This is a genomic window from Deltaproteobacteria bacterium (genome assembly GCA_016874755.1).
Taxonomy (GTDB): Bacteria; Desulfobacterota; Binatia; order UBA9968; family UBA9968; genus DP-20.
Genome location: VGTH01000009.1, coordinates 128436 through 143554, shown reverse-complemented (window position 1 = coordinate 143554; position 15119 = coordinate 128436). Strand labels below are relative to the sequence as shown.

Below are 15119 nucleotides of genomic sequence, written 5' to 3'. Positions count from 1 at the left end.
AAAAGGCAATAGTAAGAAATCCAAATTCCCTGTCCGGCTATTGCCTATTGCCTATTGCCTATTGCCCAATGCCTATTGCCTGTTAGTAGATCAGCGCCCTCATGCGCGACGCACCTTGCTGATTCATCACGCCAATAATTTCCGACGCATCGACCGTCAATGGCCCGCCGAGCAACTCACGCAATTCTGGTGTCGCCGCGATTACGCGATCGACGCTATCGAGCTCATATTCGGTGCCGTTGCCGCCGTTGTAAACGATGGCGTCGACTTCAGGGATGTTGAATAACAATGCCGACTCAACGCGTCTGTCGCGCGAAACGTCCGAGACCATCACCGCCGTGCGGATGCCCATGCGTTCCAACAATCGCGCGGTTTCGGAAAGATCGGCGTGGGGCAAGCCGCCGCCGTACTTGGTCAAGACCGCGCCATCGGCGTTGAGGCTCCATTTCGCGAGATTCGCGGCGGCAAAACATTGCCGCTCACGGTCGAAGTTGTCGTTGCCGGCGATGGTCGCGATGGTGCCGACAAAGTTGATCTCACGCGCCTGATGGCGCTGGTAGAGATCCAAAATCACCGGATGGTTCTGATAAAAGTAAGTCTCGGTGCCGCCGAACCACGAATTCAACGACGGCACGATGGCCCCGTCGAGCCACTCGTCTGGGTGCAGCACCACAGGCAGCATGCCATCGGTGTTGGTGCCGTAGAGAATCGGTTCGTCCACCGCCGGTTTGCGCTGGCGCGAAAAAATTTGCCCGATGTAAATCACCCGCGGCAAACCTTCGCGTCCGGGCTCTGCCGGCCCGATGGGATCGAAAGTTTGTTGTGAGACCGGCGCGTGCGCCAGGGCTGCTTTCGCGAGATGCACCGCAACTTTCACACCAGCAACGCGATAGGCTTTCAACACCGTCGAGCGCGGCAGCCCAGCTTTGGTCCGCGGAATGAGGATGAGATGCCGCAGCGCCGAATAGTCGCTGCCCGCAGTCGCAGCGCCGCCCATTTCGAGTATCCGCCCGGTCTGCGTGCGTGTCGGGTCCGGTGTCATTTCAGCGAGAACCGAAACCGCGGCACCGGTGAGCACATGCGTTGTGCCAAGACCAGCCGTTGTAGCGGCGCCTAGAATGCCAGGAAAATCCGCTCCCGATTCCTTGGCCCGCGGCTCCACGGTATCGAAAATCGGCCCGGCACGGCAGCTCTCGCCGGGACGCGCGATGTCAAACTCGACGCTTGCGATCGCTTCGTCTTCGAGGACGATTTTGCGGAGCTCATCGCGATTGACGAGGAGCGTGGTGCCATCAAGTTTGGTTGTCGTACCAAAGCGAATGTCGGTGACCGGATGATTGGCAAGGGTGAGTTGCATAAAGGGTCTTTCAATTAGGTGAAAAGGAAATCACCGAGTCGCACTCTAGTTCCGCAGAGTTGTTTTTGTCAACGAAAGCACAGACGGCATTTAATTCCTGCCCCGTCTCGAAGGAAGGCCAGGATGGGGGCAAGCGCTTTGACACGGCCCCCAACTGGATCCCCCTGAAGCGGGGGAGGAGACTATGACTAGATAAACCTTGTAGGCGCGAAGGTTTCAGTCCACAATCGCCGCATGCTCCGCTTCTCACCCAATCCCAACCGCGCGCATTTGATCCCATGGATGGAGTGGAGCGACGAAGCGTTTCGCGTTGCGCGGGAGCAAAACAAACCCGTGATGCTTTATCTCTGCGCGTTTTGGTGTGGCTATTGCCAGCGCATGGATCAAGAAGCGTTTTCCGAAACCGAAAATATCGCGCTCCTGAAAGCGTACTTCGTCTCGATCCGCGCCGAGAATGCGCAGCGGCCGGATATCGATAGCCGCTACAACCAGAACGGTTGGCCGACCATTGTTTTTATGACCCCTCTGGGGGATCCGATCGTCGCGACGAACTACATGCCAGCCGACCAGTTCGAAGATCTGCTGCTGCGTGTTTATATGGGCCATCAGCAGGGCCAAGGCAACGCCAGTGCCATTGCGGCGTACGACGAAAATGCCGCAGTTCCTCTGCAAATAATTGCACAACCCGGCCAAGCTCAACTCGATGAGATTACCGCGATCGTCATGCACCTCGCCGATAAGGTAAATGGTGGCTACGGCGACGGTCAGAAATTTATTCAACCGGAAGCCAACGATTTTCTGCTCGCGCGGTACGAAGCCACTAGAGATCCCAAGTACCTCGATCAGGTTCGTCTAACGCTCAACCGCATGCGCGCAGGGCCGATCCACGACGACAAAGACGGCGCGTACTTTCGCACGACAACCGGTGCCGATTGGACCCGGCCGCACCGGGAGAAATTGCTTGGCGAAGAAGCTGGTTTACTGAGCAATTGCCTACGAGTGTTCAAAACCACACAGGAGCCGGTTTACGCCGAGATGGCAGACGACATCATCCGCTATCTAAACCGCAAGCTTTACGATCCGGACAAAGGCAGTTTCTACGGCTGCGAGGATTTCATCCGCACTTTCCCGGACGGCTCGGGCGAAGAATTTTCGACCATCATCGACCGCTGCATTTACACGGATGCCAACGCGCAGACGATTCGCGCCTACCTCGATGCATCACTGCTGTTAGGTAAAGAAGAATACAAGGAAGCCGCGCTCAGCGCATTGGAATTTCTCTGGACCGATTGCCGCGGTCCAGACGGCGGGCTGTTTCACTACCATGACGATGCGCCGCGAGTTTGCGGACTGCTCAACGATCAGGTGCAGCTAGGATTAGCGCTTTTGATAGCGCACGCAGTTACTGGAGAAGCGAAATACCTAGATCGAGCAAAGGATCTGGCGGAATTCGTTCTGATGCGGCTCAAAAACCCGTCCGGTGGCTATTACGATATTTGCACGCCGGGCCAAGCCTTCCTCAAACTCCGGCTAACGCTGATCGAACAAAACGGCCCCGCCGCGTCATTTTTTCTCGAGCTGGCACGAGCAACGGGAGAAAAACGATATCGCGACGCGGCGTTGTGGGCATATCAACCTTTTCAAGCCGATTTCAAAGAGTATGGAATTCATGCAGCCAGTTTCGGGATCGCCCTGGGGAAGTGGTCACAGTCCCAGTGAGGGGCTCGATGTGACACACTCGGGTGGCAAAGGAGAGTGGTCCATGAAGCGCACAACGTATTTGTTGACGTCGATGTAATCAGGAGACTTCGAGAGATCGCCAAACGAGAGAACTGCGCTGTTTCAGAGATTATCCGAAAGGCACTCAACGAATTTGTCTCGCGACGAGAGCGCGAAAAATTACCTCTCGCCTTGATTGGCGCTGGCCAGAGCGGCCGAAAAGATGTGCCCGAAAGAAACGAGGAATTTTTAGGCAAGGGATTTGGCCGCTGATGCCCAGCATCAAATCCAAACATTCCCTAGACGACATCGACTGGTGCTCGAGCAATAACTCGACGATCTGCGCCGTCCGCAGCATCGGCGTGCCGATGTAATTTGCCCCCAACAACAGAGAACCCTACCAGATAACTATCTGGTAGGGCTCTCCACACTAAGTCTGGAACCGGAACCAGGCCGAAGGGCTTATTCAATCCCTTGGGGCTTGGCTTCGCCGGGCCTGGGCGCTAGTTACTGTACCACTTGGTGTGTTGCTCCGCCGGCAGGCGCTTGGCCATGGTTTTCTGCTCGGAGTAGCCCAAGAAGATGCAGGCGACCGGCCGCTCTTTCTCGGTAAGTCCAAGAACGGGGCCGACGAAGTTTTCGTCGATCCAGGCGCCGGTGCTGGGATAGCTGCCGAGACCGCGCGCGTTGGCGGCGACCAGCAGGTTCTGAATCGCGCACCAGCAAGCCGCGTAGTTTTCCTGGTCGGTGATCTTGTTTTGGTCACCTACCATCGAGACGATGATCAGCACCGGGGAGGAAAAACATTTGTCGCGAGCGAATTTCAGATCCTCTTCGCTCGCCTGCATGCCCTTTTTCTCCGCGCCCGCTTTGACGGCGGCCTGACGGGCGGCGACCAACTTCTCACGACCGGTGCCGGTGAAAACGTGGAAACGCCAGGGATGGGTCAGTTTGTGGTTCGGTGCCCAGTGGGCGGCGTCGAGCAGTTCCTCGATCCACTCCTTAGGAATCTCGGTTTGCAGATATTCCTTCACTGAGCGGCGATTTTTGATCGCCGTGAGCGCGTCCGCGATGGGGCGGTCCGTTGCAGTTGACATGATTCTTACCTCCTAAATTTTCATCAATAATTCTTATGCGGGATTTAACTAACTTTTGAGCAATACCGCCTGATCGGGGAGTTGTCAAACCACGCCTTTGGCGCTCGGCTCTGCCGTTCGAGCTTGCCGATTTCTCGAAATGTCGTTAACCTTATTTCCATGTTAGATTGGTCCTCTTGCCCCGTTGTCGAGCGTGAGCCGGATCGAGTTAGCGGCGCCTGGTTGTTTCGTGGTACGAGGGTCCCGGTTAAGGCACTGTTCGAAAATCTTGAATCCATCGCACCAGGCGATTTTGTCGAGGTCGACTTCTGACAAGTGAGACCTTCGCTGTCTTTACTTTATCCTCGTATTCTCATCTCCGCCGCCAAGATCCGGTTATCCGGGGTGCCTTTCCAGATCACGTTTCTCGCCACGCCGTAAATTTCCGACAGCGTATAGAGCGGCACGAACGGCGCATCTTCCATGATCAGCTTTCCGGCTTGCTGGAGGATCGCCACGCGCTTTTTCTGGTCCATGGTGCGTTGCTGTTCTTCGATCAGTTTGTCGACTTCGGCATTGCTGTAGCTGATTCTCTTGGTAATGCCGGTGTGAAAGTATTGATCATAGAACGTGTCGGCGTCGGATGCGGTGCGGCCGGCATAGTAGAACGGCAGCTTGCCGCCGTTCACGCCATCTTTACCCCAGTAGACGGCGTACTCCTGGCCGACCAGTTCGACTTTGATGCCGACTTTGGCGAGCTGCGCGCTGATCACTTCGCAGACTTCACGGCCTTTCAAATGGCGATCGGGTGAGAAATAAAGCTTGGTCTCGAAGCCATTGGGATAACCGGCCTTGGTGAGCAGCTCGCGGGCCTTTTTTGGATCGGTTGCATACCGTTTCATCGCCGGATCAAAGCCGGTCATGTTTGCGGCCAGCGGGCCGTTCAACACTTCGCCGTTGCCGGAAAAGACATGCTTCATCATCGGCACCGGATCAATGGCATGGTTGATGGCCTGGCGCACGAGCTTGTTGTCAAACGGTTTGAAGCTGACGTTCATGCCGAGAAAGTACATGCGGAAACCGGGAACTTTTTCCACCCGCGCGCGCGGGTGCTTGGCGACGCGGTCGATCTCTTCGATGGGGAGGTTACTGATCACATCGGCTTGCCCTGAGAGCAGACCGGCGACCCGCGCCGCTTCTTCTTTCACGCCGCGCAAAATTACTTCCTTGATTTCGGCTTTGGTGCCCCAGTAGTCGTCATTGCGCGCCAAAACCAGATTGCCGCCGCGCTGCCAACTGACGAACTTGTACGGGCCGGTGCCGATGGCGTAGTTGTCGGCCTGGTCGCCGTATTTTTCCGCCGCCGCTTTGCTGATGATGTAGCGGGTGTCGAGGCGGTCAAGCAGCAGCGAGAGCGGCTGCTTGGTATTAAACACCACCGTGTAGTCGTCGGGCGTCTCGACGTCCAACTCTTGAATGTCGCCACCCTGTAGGCTGCGCTTGTCAGTTTTCATGCGCTCGATGGAGTAAGCCACGTCCTTCGAGGTAAGCGGCGCGCCGCTGTGAAAACGGATGTTGCGCCTCAACTGAAAAATCCAGCGCCGCCCTTGAAACTCCCAAGAGTCGGCGAGCACGCCGACATACTTTTGCCGCGCGTAATCCATAACGATCAGCGGTTCGATAAGATGCAGCCAAATGCCGTTGATGCCGCCTCCGCTGTAGCCGTAGGGATGGAGCGAATCGAGGCTAACGCCTTGGTAGATGACGACGCGGTCTTTGGAGGCGGCGACGGCGGGTCGGCTTGCAGCTAGGCCGATCAATGCCCCGATAGCTGCGGTGCTTTGCTGCAAAAAGTGGCGGCGACTCAGCGCATTCGTCGTGCGAGGCATAGAATCCTCCTCCGAGCTATTTCTCGTAGAGCTTCTTGATAAACCCACTCCTGTCCAACTCCTCGACAAAACTTTTGTCGACAAATTCCTCGGGCTTGTGGTCCCATACCTCGGGGCGCGTCGCGGCGATGTATTCGAAGCTGGTTTTCATGCCGACGGTGTTTGGATAGGGCACCTGTAAAAAAGCTTTGGCAAAGGTATCGTAGGACTGGTTGAGCAATTCCTCGTTGTCAAGTCGCAGGACTTTTTTGATTACCTTTTTGCTGAACTCCCGGTCGCGCTTAAACAAGGCCGTCGCTTCCAGGTAGGCCTTCATGTAGTTCATGACCGTCTCTCGATCTTTCTGAATGATCGAGCGGCGGGTGGTGATCTCGATCCAGGGATAGTCGACCTCCTTCGCCGAGTCCCAAAGCATGGGAAAGCCCATCTTCATTGCAATGGCGTAGCCGGGAAACGACAGCGAAGCGGCGTCGATGGAACCCTGCTTTAGCGCGCCGATACGCTCGGCATCGCTGCCGCCGATCTGAATCAACGCGACGTCGCGCCCTGGGTTGAGGCCTTTTTTGCGCAGTTGGTACTGAACCAAGAAATCCGTCAGCGAACCGAATGTCGTCACACCGATTTTCTTGCCCTTCAGATCTTCGACTCTTTTGATCTCGGGCTTGGCGACCGTCGCTTGCACCACGCCAGGCAATGTGTGGCCGAGGATCACCAGGTCGGCCCCGGAAAGCCCAGCGTTGATCACCGTCGGCGTGGCGATGGGCGAAAACTGAATGCTGCCGCCGATCATCGCCTTCGAAGATTCGCCTGAGCCACGCATGACGACCGGGTCGGCGTAGAGACCGTACTTTTCAAACAGCTTGGCCTCCTTGGTGATGAAGATCATGATATTACCCATGCTCACCGAAGAAACGCCGATGTAGATGTGCTTTAGGGGTTTGGACTGGGCGCCACTTGAATTGACAAATGCCAGCAGAGTGAGGGTGAGAAGCGACGCGAGTAATTTCATGGGTCACCTCCAGCGCTTGAGAGAGAGCTTGCTTATAGCACCGAGTGGCGGTCGGCGGCAAAATCGCTCGGATATCGTGTTCTTGCTCGTGCTCGTGACTGGTGGAAGGCATTTCATCCCGAGGGCAAGCAAGGATCTCGTCCTCATTTCCGGCTGTTCACTTGCCAAGAAAAAATATTCCTGTTGCGGCCCGCTCTCTGGCTCTACCCCGAGGCGGGGGCGAGAACCGGATTGGGATAGCTTGACAGCCAACGACGTGATTTATTAACTGGCAGCACGAAGCGAGGATTAATCCATGGACATCAAATCTCTCGTCGATCCAGAAGCAGGCTTGCTCGATCGGCGCATATTTGCCGATCGCGAGATTTACGACCTCGAGCGCGAGAAAGTTTTCACGCGCTGCTGGCTCTATCTCGGCCACGAGTGCGAGATTCCTAACCCCGGCGATTTCGTCACGCGCTACATGGGCGAGGAGCCGGTGATTCTGTGCCGCGATTTGAACGGCCAACTGCGCGCGCTGCTCAATCTCTGCCGCCACCGCGGCAACCGCGTCTGCCGCGCTGACCGGGGCAACACGAAAGTCTTCACTTGCTCCTATCATGGCTGGGCCTACACCACCGACGGCAAGCTTGCCATCGTGCCGATGCTCGAGTCGTTCCGCAATCTTGAGCGGGACAAGTTCGGTCTAATTCCTGTCGCGCAGATCGACAGCTATAAAGGACTGATCTTCGCAACCTTCGATGCCGACGCGCCGCCGCTGCGCGAATATTTGGGCAACATGACTTGGTATCTCGATATCCTGCTCGACCGGCGTGAAGGCGGCACGGAAGTGAGCGGGCCGCACCGCTGGGTGCTCGACGCCAATTGGAAAACCGCAGCGGAAAACTTCGGCGGCGATGGCTATCACATCGGCTCGACGCACGGTTCAGCGCGCGAGCTGGGCATCGACACGACGACGTCGCAGACACGCCAATGGAACAAGGGCTGCCAGATCGCCGCCGGCAACGGCCATATTCTCGTGTCGTGGTTAACGCCGCCCGACGGCGGGCCGTGGTTTGCGCAGCCGGACGATCAGCTGGTCGACTACATGAAAGAGCACGCGAGTGAGATCGAAAGCCGGCTTGGCGAAGTGCGCGCGAAAAAAATCTCGCCGTCGGCGGGAACGGTGTTTCCCAATCTCTCGGTGCACTGGCTGACGCGCACGATTCGCGTCTGGCAGCCGCGCGGTCCAAACAAAATGGAAATCTGGAGTTGGGCCATCGTCGACAAAGCGGCGCCGCCCAAAATCAAAGACGTCATGCGGTTTGTCTCGCAATATCGTTTCAGCCCGAGCGGCGTGTTCGAACAGGACGATATGGACAATTGGATTCAGGTGACCGGCGCGGCGCGAAGTCTGATTGGCCAGCGCTATCCGGCGAATTATCAGATGAGCGGCAACGAGCCGCCGGTGGAGATCGATCTACCGGGTAAAACCATGAGCCGGTTTAGCGACAACAATCAACTCAGTTTGTACATGCACTGGGCCAAAGTGCTGCAAGCAAAAAGCTGGAACGAGATCATGGACGGGCGCCATGGATAGCGAGCTGCGCCACCAGGTCGAAGACTTTTATTATCTCGAAGCCGAGCTGCTTGACGATCGCAAGTTGCGCGAGTGGTTCGCGCTGCTCACCGAAGACATCCGCTACTGGATGCCGATCCGCCACAACACGCTGGAACGGCCGAGCGATGTCACACAAGAATTATCTGCGCCAGGAGAGGGTTACTATTTCGACGACGACATCAAAGCTCTCAAAATCCGCGTCGAGCGCGCCTACTCAAAAATCGCCTGGGCCGAAGTGCCGCCGTCGCGTACGCGCCATTTGATCACCAACGTACGGATTAAAAAAGACGACGGCAAAGAGCTCGAAGTCCACTCCAACTTCATGTGCTACCGCACGCGCATGGAAAGCGACAAAGATATGTTCGTCGGCACGCGGCAGGACCTCCTGCGGCGCGCGGGCGGCAGCTTCAAAATCGCCCGCCGCACGATCATTCTCGATCAGGCGGTCTTAGACGCGAAGAACATCAGCGTTTTCTTATAAGGGGTTTCAATGCATTTGCTTCTGTCATCAACGCGTTTGGGCTTCGTCTCGGCGCTGTTCATCTTCATGGCGTGCCCTTCGGGGAGTTCGGCTGGGCAAGCCCCCGTTTCATCTCAGGCAACCTGGGAAAAACTGGTTCAGGCGGCTGAGAAGGAGGGCGAGGTCCGGGTCTACGCGACCAACTCGGTCGGCAACTTGCCGATCATCTGGCAGACGTTTCAAAAGCGCTTTCCGAAGATCAAGCTCACGCCGGTGACGCCGGGGCGCGGCAATGAGGTTATTCTCCTGCTCTCTTCGGAGCGCCGCGCCGGGAAATATCTCGCCGATGTGTTGCTCGCCAACCCGCGCGCCGTGTACCGCGATTTTCACGGCAAAGCGAAAGTGCTGGCGCCGCTGCCGCCGATTCTTGTCCATCCCGAAGTGCGCGCCAGCCACTGGTGGCAAGGCAAACACTGGTACAACGACGAAGAAGGCGCCCACGTGTTTATTTACGAGAGCAGCATCTTCGGGCCGAATCTGTACTACAACACCAAGCTTGTGGATCCCAAAGAGATCAAGTCGACCTGGGATGTTTTGCAGCCGAAGTGGAAAGGCAAGATGCTCGCCTTCGACATCGTCGGCTCGGGACAGACCGGCTCCACGGCGCTGACCTTGCTCTACCACAATCCAGACGTGGGGCCGAAGTTTCTTGAACGGCTCTACGGCGAGATGGACACCACCCTGTTTCGTAATCTGCAGCAGGGCACCGATTGGCTCGCCGCCGGTAAGTTTTCCTTTTGTCTATTGTGCCGCGACGTGCAGCGCGCCGCTGAACAGGGTTTGCCCGTGGCCGAGCTCGATCCTTACCAGCTCAAAGAAAAGGTCGGCATCGGCGCCGGCAGCGGCGCGCTCGGCATGCTCAAAGACGCGCCCCATCCCAACGCGGCGGCGGTGTTCATCAACTGGTACCTGTCGCGCGAAGGCCAGATCGCCTACAAGCAGGCCAACATGGACGAGGACGATCGCGCCTCGCTGCGCGAGGACCTGCCGGCGGAACTAGTCGCGCCGGCGGCGCGCCGCCGCAAGGGCGTCGAATATATTTTTATCAATCGCCCCGAATGGGTCGATTTCCAACCGATCAGCGACTTGATCAGAAAAGCGACCGGAAAATAGCTGCTAGTGCACGTGCTCGTCGGGCGCTGGCGCGCTGGGTTTTTCTTGTTGCAATGCATCGATCTGCTTCATTAACAATTCCAACTTGCGCCATCCTTCTCCTTCAGAAGGCAGCCAGCGGGCGCGAACGTAGCCCTGCTTGTCGACCAGGTATTCCACGTGCGGTGCAACCGCGGCAATGTCTTCGACAGTGAACGAGCGGGCAAATAGTTTGTAAGTCTCGCCAATTTCGCGAATCCCTTCGTCGACGATCGCTCCTGGCAATTTGCCGGTGACAAATTGCCGATCGATCGAGTTAGGAACGACGACCACTTCGACTCCGGTAGCACTGAGCTGCGGCATGGCGATGGCCAACTCGCGCAGGCGTCGCTCGGCGCTCGGCAAGTTCAACAAGACGAGCAAGACAATCTTGTTGCCGCGGTGATCGCGCAGCGTTCTGCTTTCACCTTTGTCGGTTGTATAAGCGAAATCCGGCGCCACCAGCCACGGCTTTTCTTCGATCAGTGGTGCCAGCCCGCGAGCCCGCTTGCTGCTCGACAGCGCGCGCAGGTAATTGATCAGGTCCCAGCGCTCTTCTTCACTCAAACTTTCGCTGAAGCCAGGCATCGCCGACGTCGGCTTCACGCCATAGCTCAACCACCAGTACAGATCGCCGGCCGTATGCGCGTTGGCGTGAGCCGCAGTGAGGTCGACGGGCTTGGGATTGAGGTCCTGGGCGTTCGGCCCGTCGCCATAGCCGTTAACGCCGTGGCACGAAACACAGCCGCTCTCATGGTACAGTGCGCCGCCGTTGGCGACGGAAATCGCGTTGTAGGAAACTCCCGGCCGTTTGTAAGTGGTTGGATAGGCGTCGATGACGACAAGGTCGTTCACCACGTAGCCCGCGTATCCCAAGGCGGAGACGCCGATGAGCGTCGTAACGGTTCGGCGCCGCCGTCGCAGCAGCGGGCACAGGAGCGCACCGGCGCCGACCACGGCCCAAACCACGCCGCGGTCAAACTCCGCGCGAGCCTTGGCGCTTTTGTCGAGCACGCTCCAATCCCAGCGAAAGGGGAAAGGCCAGTCCGGCTGCACATGGCGCGCTGGCGGCGTGACGCCGAGATGACCAACGATCAGTAGAATGGCCATACCGAGTGTCGTTTCGAGGAGCACGTTGCGCCGGAGTCGCAAGACGCTTTCAATGAATTGGCCGTTACTCGCGATGGGTGCGCTCAAACTGGGTTTCACGCGGCGAAGGTTCCGCGCCGCGACTGCGAGAAGCGGCAACAGCAAAGCCAGTTTGCCTAACAAGAGCCTGCCGTATTCACTGCCAAAGAGTTGGGGAAAGCCGCCGACAAGATTCCAAGCGTTGGCGCTGCCGGTGACGACAATGAGAACGGCACACAACAACGCCCAATTGGAAAAACGCTGCACGCTGGTTTGAAGCAGAGAAAATGCTTTATCGTCGTCGGCTGCGCTAGCGCGAGAAAGCAAATGCGCAAGGGGCAGGAGGCCGCCCAACCATATACCCGTCGCTAAGAGGTGCAGCGCGTCCGCGCTCGTTTGCAGAGCGAAGGCTGATCCCTCGGCTGCGGCTGCGTGACCCGATAGGGACAGAGTTGCGAGATGGGCTGCGCTCAGCAAGAGCGCCGCGGCGGTTTTGCCGCCGGCCAATCGACCCACCAATGCCAGGAGGCAAAGTAAGATCAAGCGTGTGAGCCAAACGCTGCCATAGCGCGTGCTCGTAACAAACGAGAGGACCGCTTGCACGTCCGTCGCGTTGACCAAACTCGCTTGTAAGATCAGCGCGGCAAGGTGAGTTATGAAAGCTATCGTCAAGTAGAATGCCGTCAGACGAGCTTGGAGCTTTTCATGTTGAGTGACCAACGCCAGCGACGGATAGCCGCGCAAGATGAAGCAAGCGAACGCGAAGCGCCCAACCAGCAGCACCGATGCGACTAGATGAAGAAAGCGCACCCGTGCAGCTAGCTCAGTCATTGTTTGATGGTAAAAGTGAACTGGTCTTGAACGATGTGGCCATCGACGGAAAGCACGCGGTATTTAACTATGTAACGACCAGCGGGGAGAGCGCTCAGATTGGCGGTAATGCGTTTCGGTTCGTCGCCGCCGACTTCGAGCCCGGAAAGCGCAATGCTTTTGCCCGCCTCATCCGTAACGCTCAGGCTTGAATACTTTGATTCAAGCGGCTCATTGAACCAAAGCTGAATTTTCGCCGGCGTGCGCAAGAGCACCGCACGCTGGGCGGGGACGGATTTGACGTATTCCCAGGCGGCCTCATTCTCGATGCCGTCAAGGACGGGAGGAGAGACGGTCGCCGGCAGCCGCGCCACGGTCATGCTCAGCGGCTTTTCGTTCCACGCGTAAAGCCAGCCGAACCAGATAACGCCAAACACGAGACCGATGGCGCCGGCACGCATATGCGGACGGTAGAGCTGGGCTTTGAAAATCGACCAGAAGCGGCCGAAGAACCATTGTAATAGAGAGTGCAGAATCGTGTAGGGGATTAACAGGTAGGCGATCAGGCCGTGCAGCAACCGCACCGTCGAGTAGCCGCCGACATACTCCATGGGGCCAAAATCGGCGAGGCCGGAGTTGAGAAAGTACATCGCCAAGCCGGTGCCAACGAGCACGATGACGAACACGAACGCAACCCAGTAAACAATCAAGTTTGCCGACCAGAGCGCAGCTTTGTTGCGCCAGAAGTTTCCTGCGCGCAAGCCTTTTTGGAGCTTCTCCATGTCCTTGCCGGTGACGCGCAGGCGCTTGGATGCACGCGAGCGGAACATGTAGATCGCGTAGACGGCCGAGACGGCGATCATGAAGAGCGCCAATGGAACATGGAGGTCAATGAGGTTGAAGCCAAACAAATCGCCTTTAGGAGCGATGCTGTTTAGAAAGCTAGCCCACAGACCTTGCTCGCCTCCGAGCGGGCTTTCCGTATAGCCCCAGCCGATGCGCATGCCCGAAAGCAACGCCAAAAGCAGCAGAATGACCATAGCCCAGTGAGTAATGGTCACGAACAGGTGGGCTTTGGCGGATTGCTTGGGCTTGGCGGTGCGTTCTTTCGCTGGACCGGATTCGGCAGCAAGCTGTCCTTCGCTGCTGTTGGGCACATCTTGCTGTTCATCACCGATAGACATCATTTCCCTCCGTCAACCAATTCATTGTCGGCAATCAATTGCCTAAGCTGTCTATCGGCGCGGTGTGCAGAAAATTGAGACCAGATCGCGGCAAGCGGGCGCGGTAAGGCTAGTTCGCGGGCAAAAGTTCCCGCAATTGGGCCAAACTGCTTGCGGACGCAGCGAGACCTGCCGTGGGAAAGCAATGTTCGGCTGTAGTGCGCGGCCTTAAAAGAAGAGGGAAAGAAGCAAGGGCAAGAGCATCCTACGGGGTCTTACCCTTCGCTGATCAAAACACCGCCCAATTATTCTGTTTCTTCGCGGTAAAGCCCGAGCGATTCAGTCGCCGGTCGATCGCTGATCGAGAACAGGATGGCGTCTTCGTTGCTCGCGTTTTCGTGGGAGTGCCATTGCCACGATGGCACAACGAAAATATCGGTCTTGTCCCAGCGCAGTTCGTTGGCCGAGACTCTGGTCATACCACTGCCGCGAAACGCGTAGTAAACGGTGGTGCTGGTGTGGCGATGGGTCTTGGTTCTTTCTTTGGGTCGCAAAAGCTGAATCGAGCAAGAGCAAGTTGGCAAGGTGTGGCCGCCGTCGACCGGATTGGTGTACTCCAAAAGAATTCCGTCGTAGGGGTCGCCGGCGCTGGTTTTGAGCGATTGCAGCGTCGCGTTGGTCTCTTCCCAAGGGTAGCGATAGGGCGGGGCGTCGAAGGCGTTCTTGATCCAGCTCGGCCGCGCATGGGAGAAAACCTTTGACGAATAGCTCTCGGGTTTCTCCACCGGTTGCTGCGCGGCTTTGAAGTTCTCCTGAATCATTGCGCCAAGGTGGGTGACCAGTCTTACGTCCAGCCCGTCGAGCCACATGACCGGCTCCGTCGCGTCATTGAAATGATCATGCCAGGTCCAGTTCGGCGTCGTAATGAAATCGCCTTCGAACATCGGAAAACGCTCCCCCTCGACCACGGTGTAGGCGTTGGGCGTCCCTTTGACGATGAAGCGAATCGCCGCCGCCGTGTGGCGGTGCGCCGCGGCGACTTCGCCGGGTTTCACGAGCTGGACTGAGATATGCACGGTATTGGTCATGCCGGCGGAAAGTCCGGGGTTGCGCATCTGAATGGTGCGGCGCCCCGCTTCACCGGTGGTGATCAACTCGCCGGACCAGTTGAGCGCCTGCAAGATTTCTTGGCCTTTCCAGAGATGGGGCTGGACCTTTTGCGACCACTCCGAATGTTCCCAGTGGCCCTTTAAGTTGCGGTCTTTCATCCACTGGCTGAGCTCATCAAGATTCATGCAGTCCCTCCAATAATTCTCTGTTGAATACAGAGGGGGCTTAGAGCTGTCAAGCAATGTTGCGCCTAAAGCTAAGGCTTGATCTCGTGCAGCTGGTAATGGGCACCGTCGCTCTTGGCGGTTTGGTAGCGCGAGTTTTCTTCGCGCATGTGGTTGTGCGCCGGCGTGCCGCGATGCTGCGTGTGCGCCTCGACGCTGTCCCAGGCGATCAGCAAAATTACTTTTGCCGGATCTTCGATGCATTCAAAAATCTTTATCGAATGCGACCCGGCAAAATTGGCGTCGATCAAGGTCTTGCCGAAGTTCTTGATGTATTCGTCCCGTTTGGCCGGGTCGACTTGTTGGATGGCGATTTCGTAGATCATTGGACGTGATCTCCTTAATAGGTTTGTCCTAACCTTCGGCTCGCGCTCTGGCCTTCT

Annotated in this window: 14 protein-coding genes; 6 read left to right on the top strand and 8 right to left on the bottom strand. The window is 57.2% G+C overall.

Annotated features, from left to right (window positions below):
- Positions 1–82: 82 nt before the first annotated feature.
- Positions 83–1357, bottom strand: a complete 1275-nt coding sequence (locus tag FJ145_08075; protein MBM4261373.1) for a hypothetical protein — start codon at positions 1355–1357, stop codon at positions 83–85.
- 234 nt (positions 1358–1591) lie between these two features.
- Here FJ145_08075 and FJ145_08070 point away from each other — a divergent pair, with 234 nt between their 5' ends.
- Both FJ145_08070 and FJ145_08065 read left to right on the top strand, forming a co-directional pair.
- On the top strand, positions 1592–3076 hold the full coding sequence (locus FJ145_08070; GenBank protein MBM4261372.1) for a thioredoxin domain-containing protein: 1485 nt from the start codon (positions 1592–1594) through the stop codon (positions 3074–3076).
- Between the two features lie 36 nt (positions 3077–3112).
- Complete coding sequence (locus tag FJ145_08065) at positions 3113–3349, top strand: ribbon-helix-helix protein, CopG family (protein ID MBM4261371.1); 237 nt, start codon at positions 3113–3115, stop codon at positions 3347–3349.
- 230 nt (positions 3350–3579) lie between these two features.
- On the opposite strand, the gene FJ145_08060 is transcribed toward FJ145_08065, so the two are convergent.
- Positions 3580–4173, bottom strand: coding sequence for a nitroreductase (locus FJ145_08060; GenBank protein ID MBM4261370.1), 594 nt, complete (start codon positions 4171–4173; stop codon positions 3580–3582).
- 159 nt (positions 4174–4332) lie between these two features.
- On the opposite strand from FJ145_08060, the gene FJ145_08055 reads away from it, so the two are divergent.
- Positions 4333–4485 carry a DUF433 domain-containing protein gene (locus tag FJ145_08055; protein ID MBM4261369.1) on the top strand — a complete coding sequence of 51 codons (153 nt, stop codon included), beginning with the start codon at positions 4333–4335 and terminating at the stop codon, positions 4483–4485.
- Positions 4486–4511: 26 nt separating this feature from the next.
- Here the strand turns inward: FJ145_08055 and FJ145_08050 are convergent, their stop codons facing one another.
- Both FJ145_08050 and FJ145_08045 read right to left on the bottom strand, forming a co-directional pair.
- Positions 4512–6041 carry a twin-arginine translocation signal domain-containing protein gene (locus FJ145_08050; protein MBM4261368.1) on the bottom strand — a complete coding sequence of 510 codons (1530 nt, stop codon included), beginning with the start codon at positions 6039–6041 and terminating at the stop codon, positions 4512–4514.
- 16 nt (positions 6042–6057) lie between these two features.
- On the bottom strand, positions 6058–7050 hold the full coding sequence (locus FJ145_08045; protein ID MBM4261367.1) for an ABC transporter substrate-binding protein: 993 nt from the start codon (positions 7048–7050) through the stop codon (positions 6058–6060).
- Positions 7051–7345: 295 nt separating this feature from the next.
- On the opposite strand from FJ145_08045, the gene FJ145_08040 reads away from it, so the two are divergent.
- The 3 genes from FJ145_08040 to FJ145_08030 are packed head-to-tail and all read left to right on the top strand — an operon-like array spanning position 7346 to position 10283.
- Positions 7346–8629, top strand: a complete 1284-nt coding sequence (locus tag FJ145_08040) for a Rieske 2Fe-2S domain-containing protein (GenBank protein ID MBM4261366.1) — start codon at positions 7346–7348, stop codon at positions 8627–8629.
- Entirely contained in the window at positions 8622–9131 is a 510-nt protein-coding gene (locus tag FJ145_08035; GenBank protein MBM4261365.1) for an aromatic-ring-hydroxylating dioxygenase subunit beta, read from the top strand. Before FJ145_08040 ends, FJ145_08035 begins: the two co-directional genes overlap by 8 nt.
- 9 nt (positions 9132–9140) lie before the next feature.
- Entirely contained in the window at positions 9141–10283 is a 1143-nt protein-coding gene (locus FJ145_08030) for an extracellular solute-binding protein (protein MBM4261364.1), read from the top strand.
- A gap of 3 nt (positions 10284–10286) precedes the next feature.
- Here FJ145_08030 and FJ145_08025 read toward each other — a convergent pair whose 3' ends face one another.
- From FJ145_08025 to FJ145_08010, 4 genes are all read right to left on the bottom strand, one after another.
- Entirely contained in the window at positions 10287–12260 is a 1974-nt protein-coding gene (locus FJ145_08025; GenBank protein MBM4261363.1) for a c-type cytochrome, read from the bottom strand.
- Positions 12257–13426 carry a hypothetical protein gene (locus FJ145_08020; protein ID MBM4261362.1) on the bottom strand — a complete coding sequence of 390 codons (1170 nt, stop codon included), beginning with the start codon at positions 13424–13426 and terminating at the stop codon, positions 12257–12259. Before FJ145_08020 ends, FJ145_08025 begins: the two co-directional genes overlap by 4 nt.
- A gap of 281 nt (positions 13427–13707) precedes the next feature.
- Positions 13708–14940 carry a cupin domain-containing protein gene (locus tag FJ145_08015; GenBank protein ID MBM4261361.1) on the bottom strand — a complete coding sequence of 411 codons (1233 nt, stop codon included), beginning with the start codon at positions 14938–14940 and terminating at the stop codon, positions 13708–13710.
- Positions 14769–15062 (bottom strand): hypothetical protein, encoded by a 294-nt coding sequence (locus tag FJ145_08010; GenBank protein ID MBM4261360.1) that lies wholly within the window; start codon positions 15060–15062, stop codon positions 14769–14771. Before FJ145_08010 ends, FJ145_08015 begins: the two co-directional genes overlap by 172 nt.
- Positions 15063–15119: the final 57 nt, after the last annotated feature.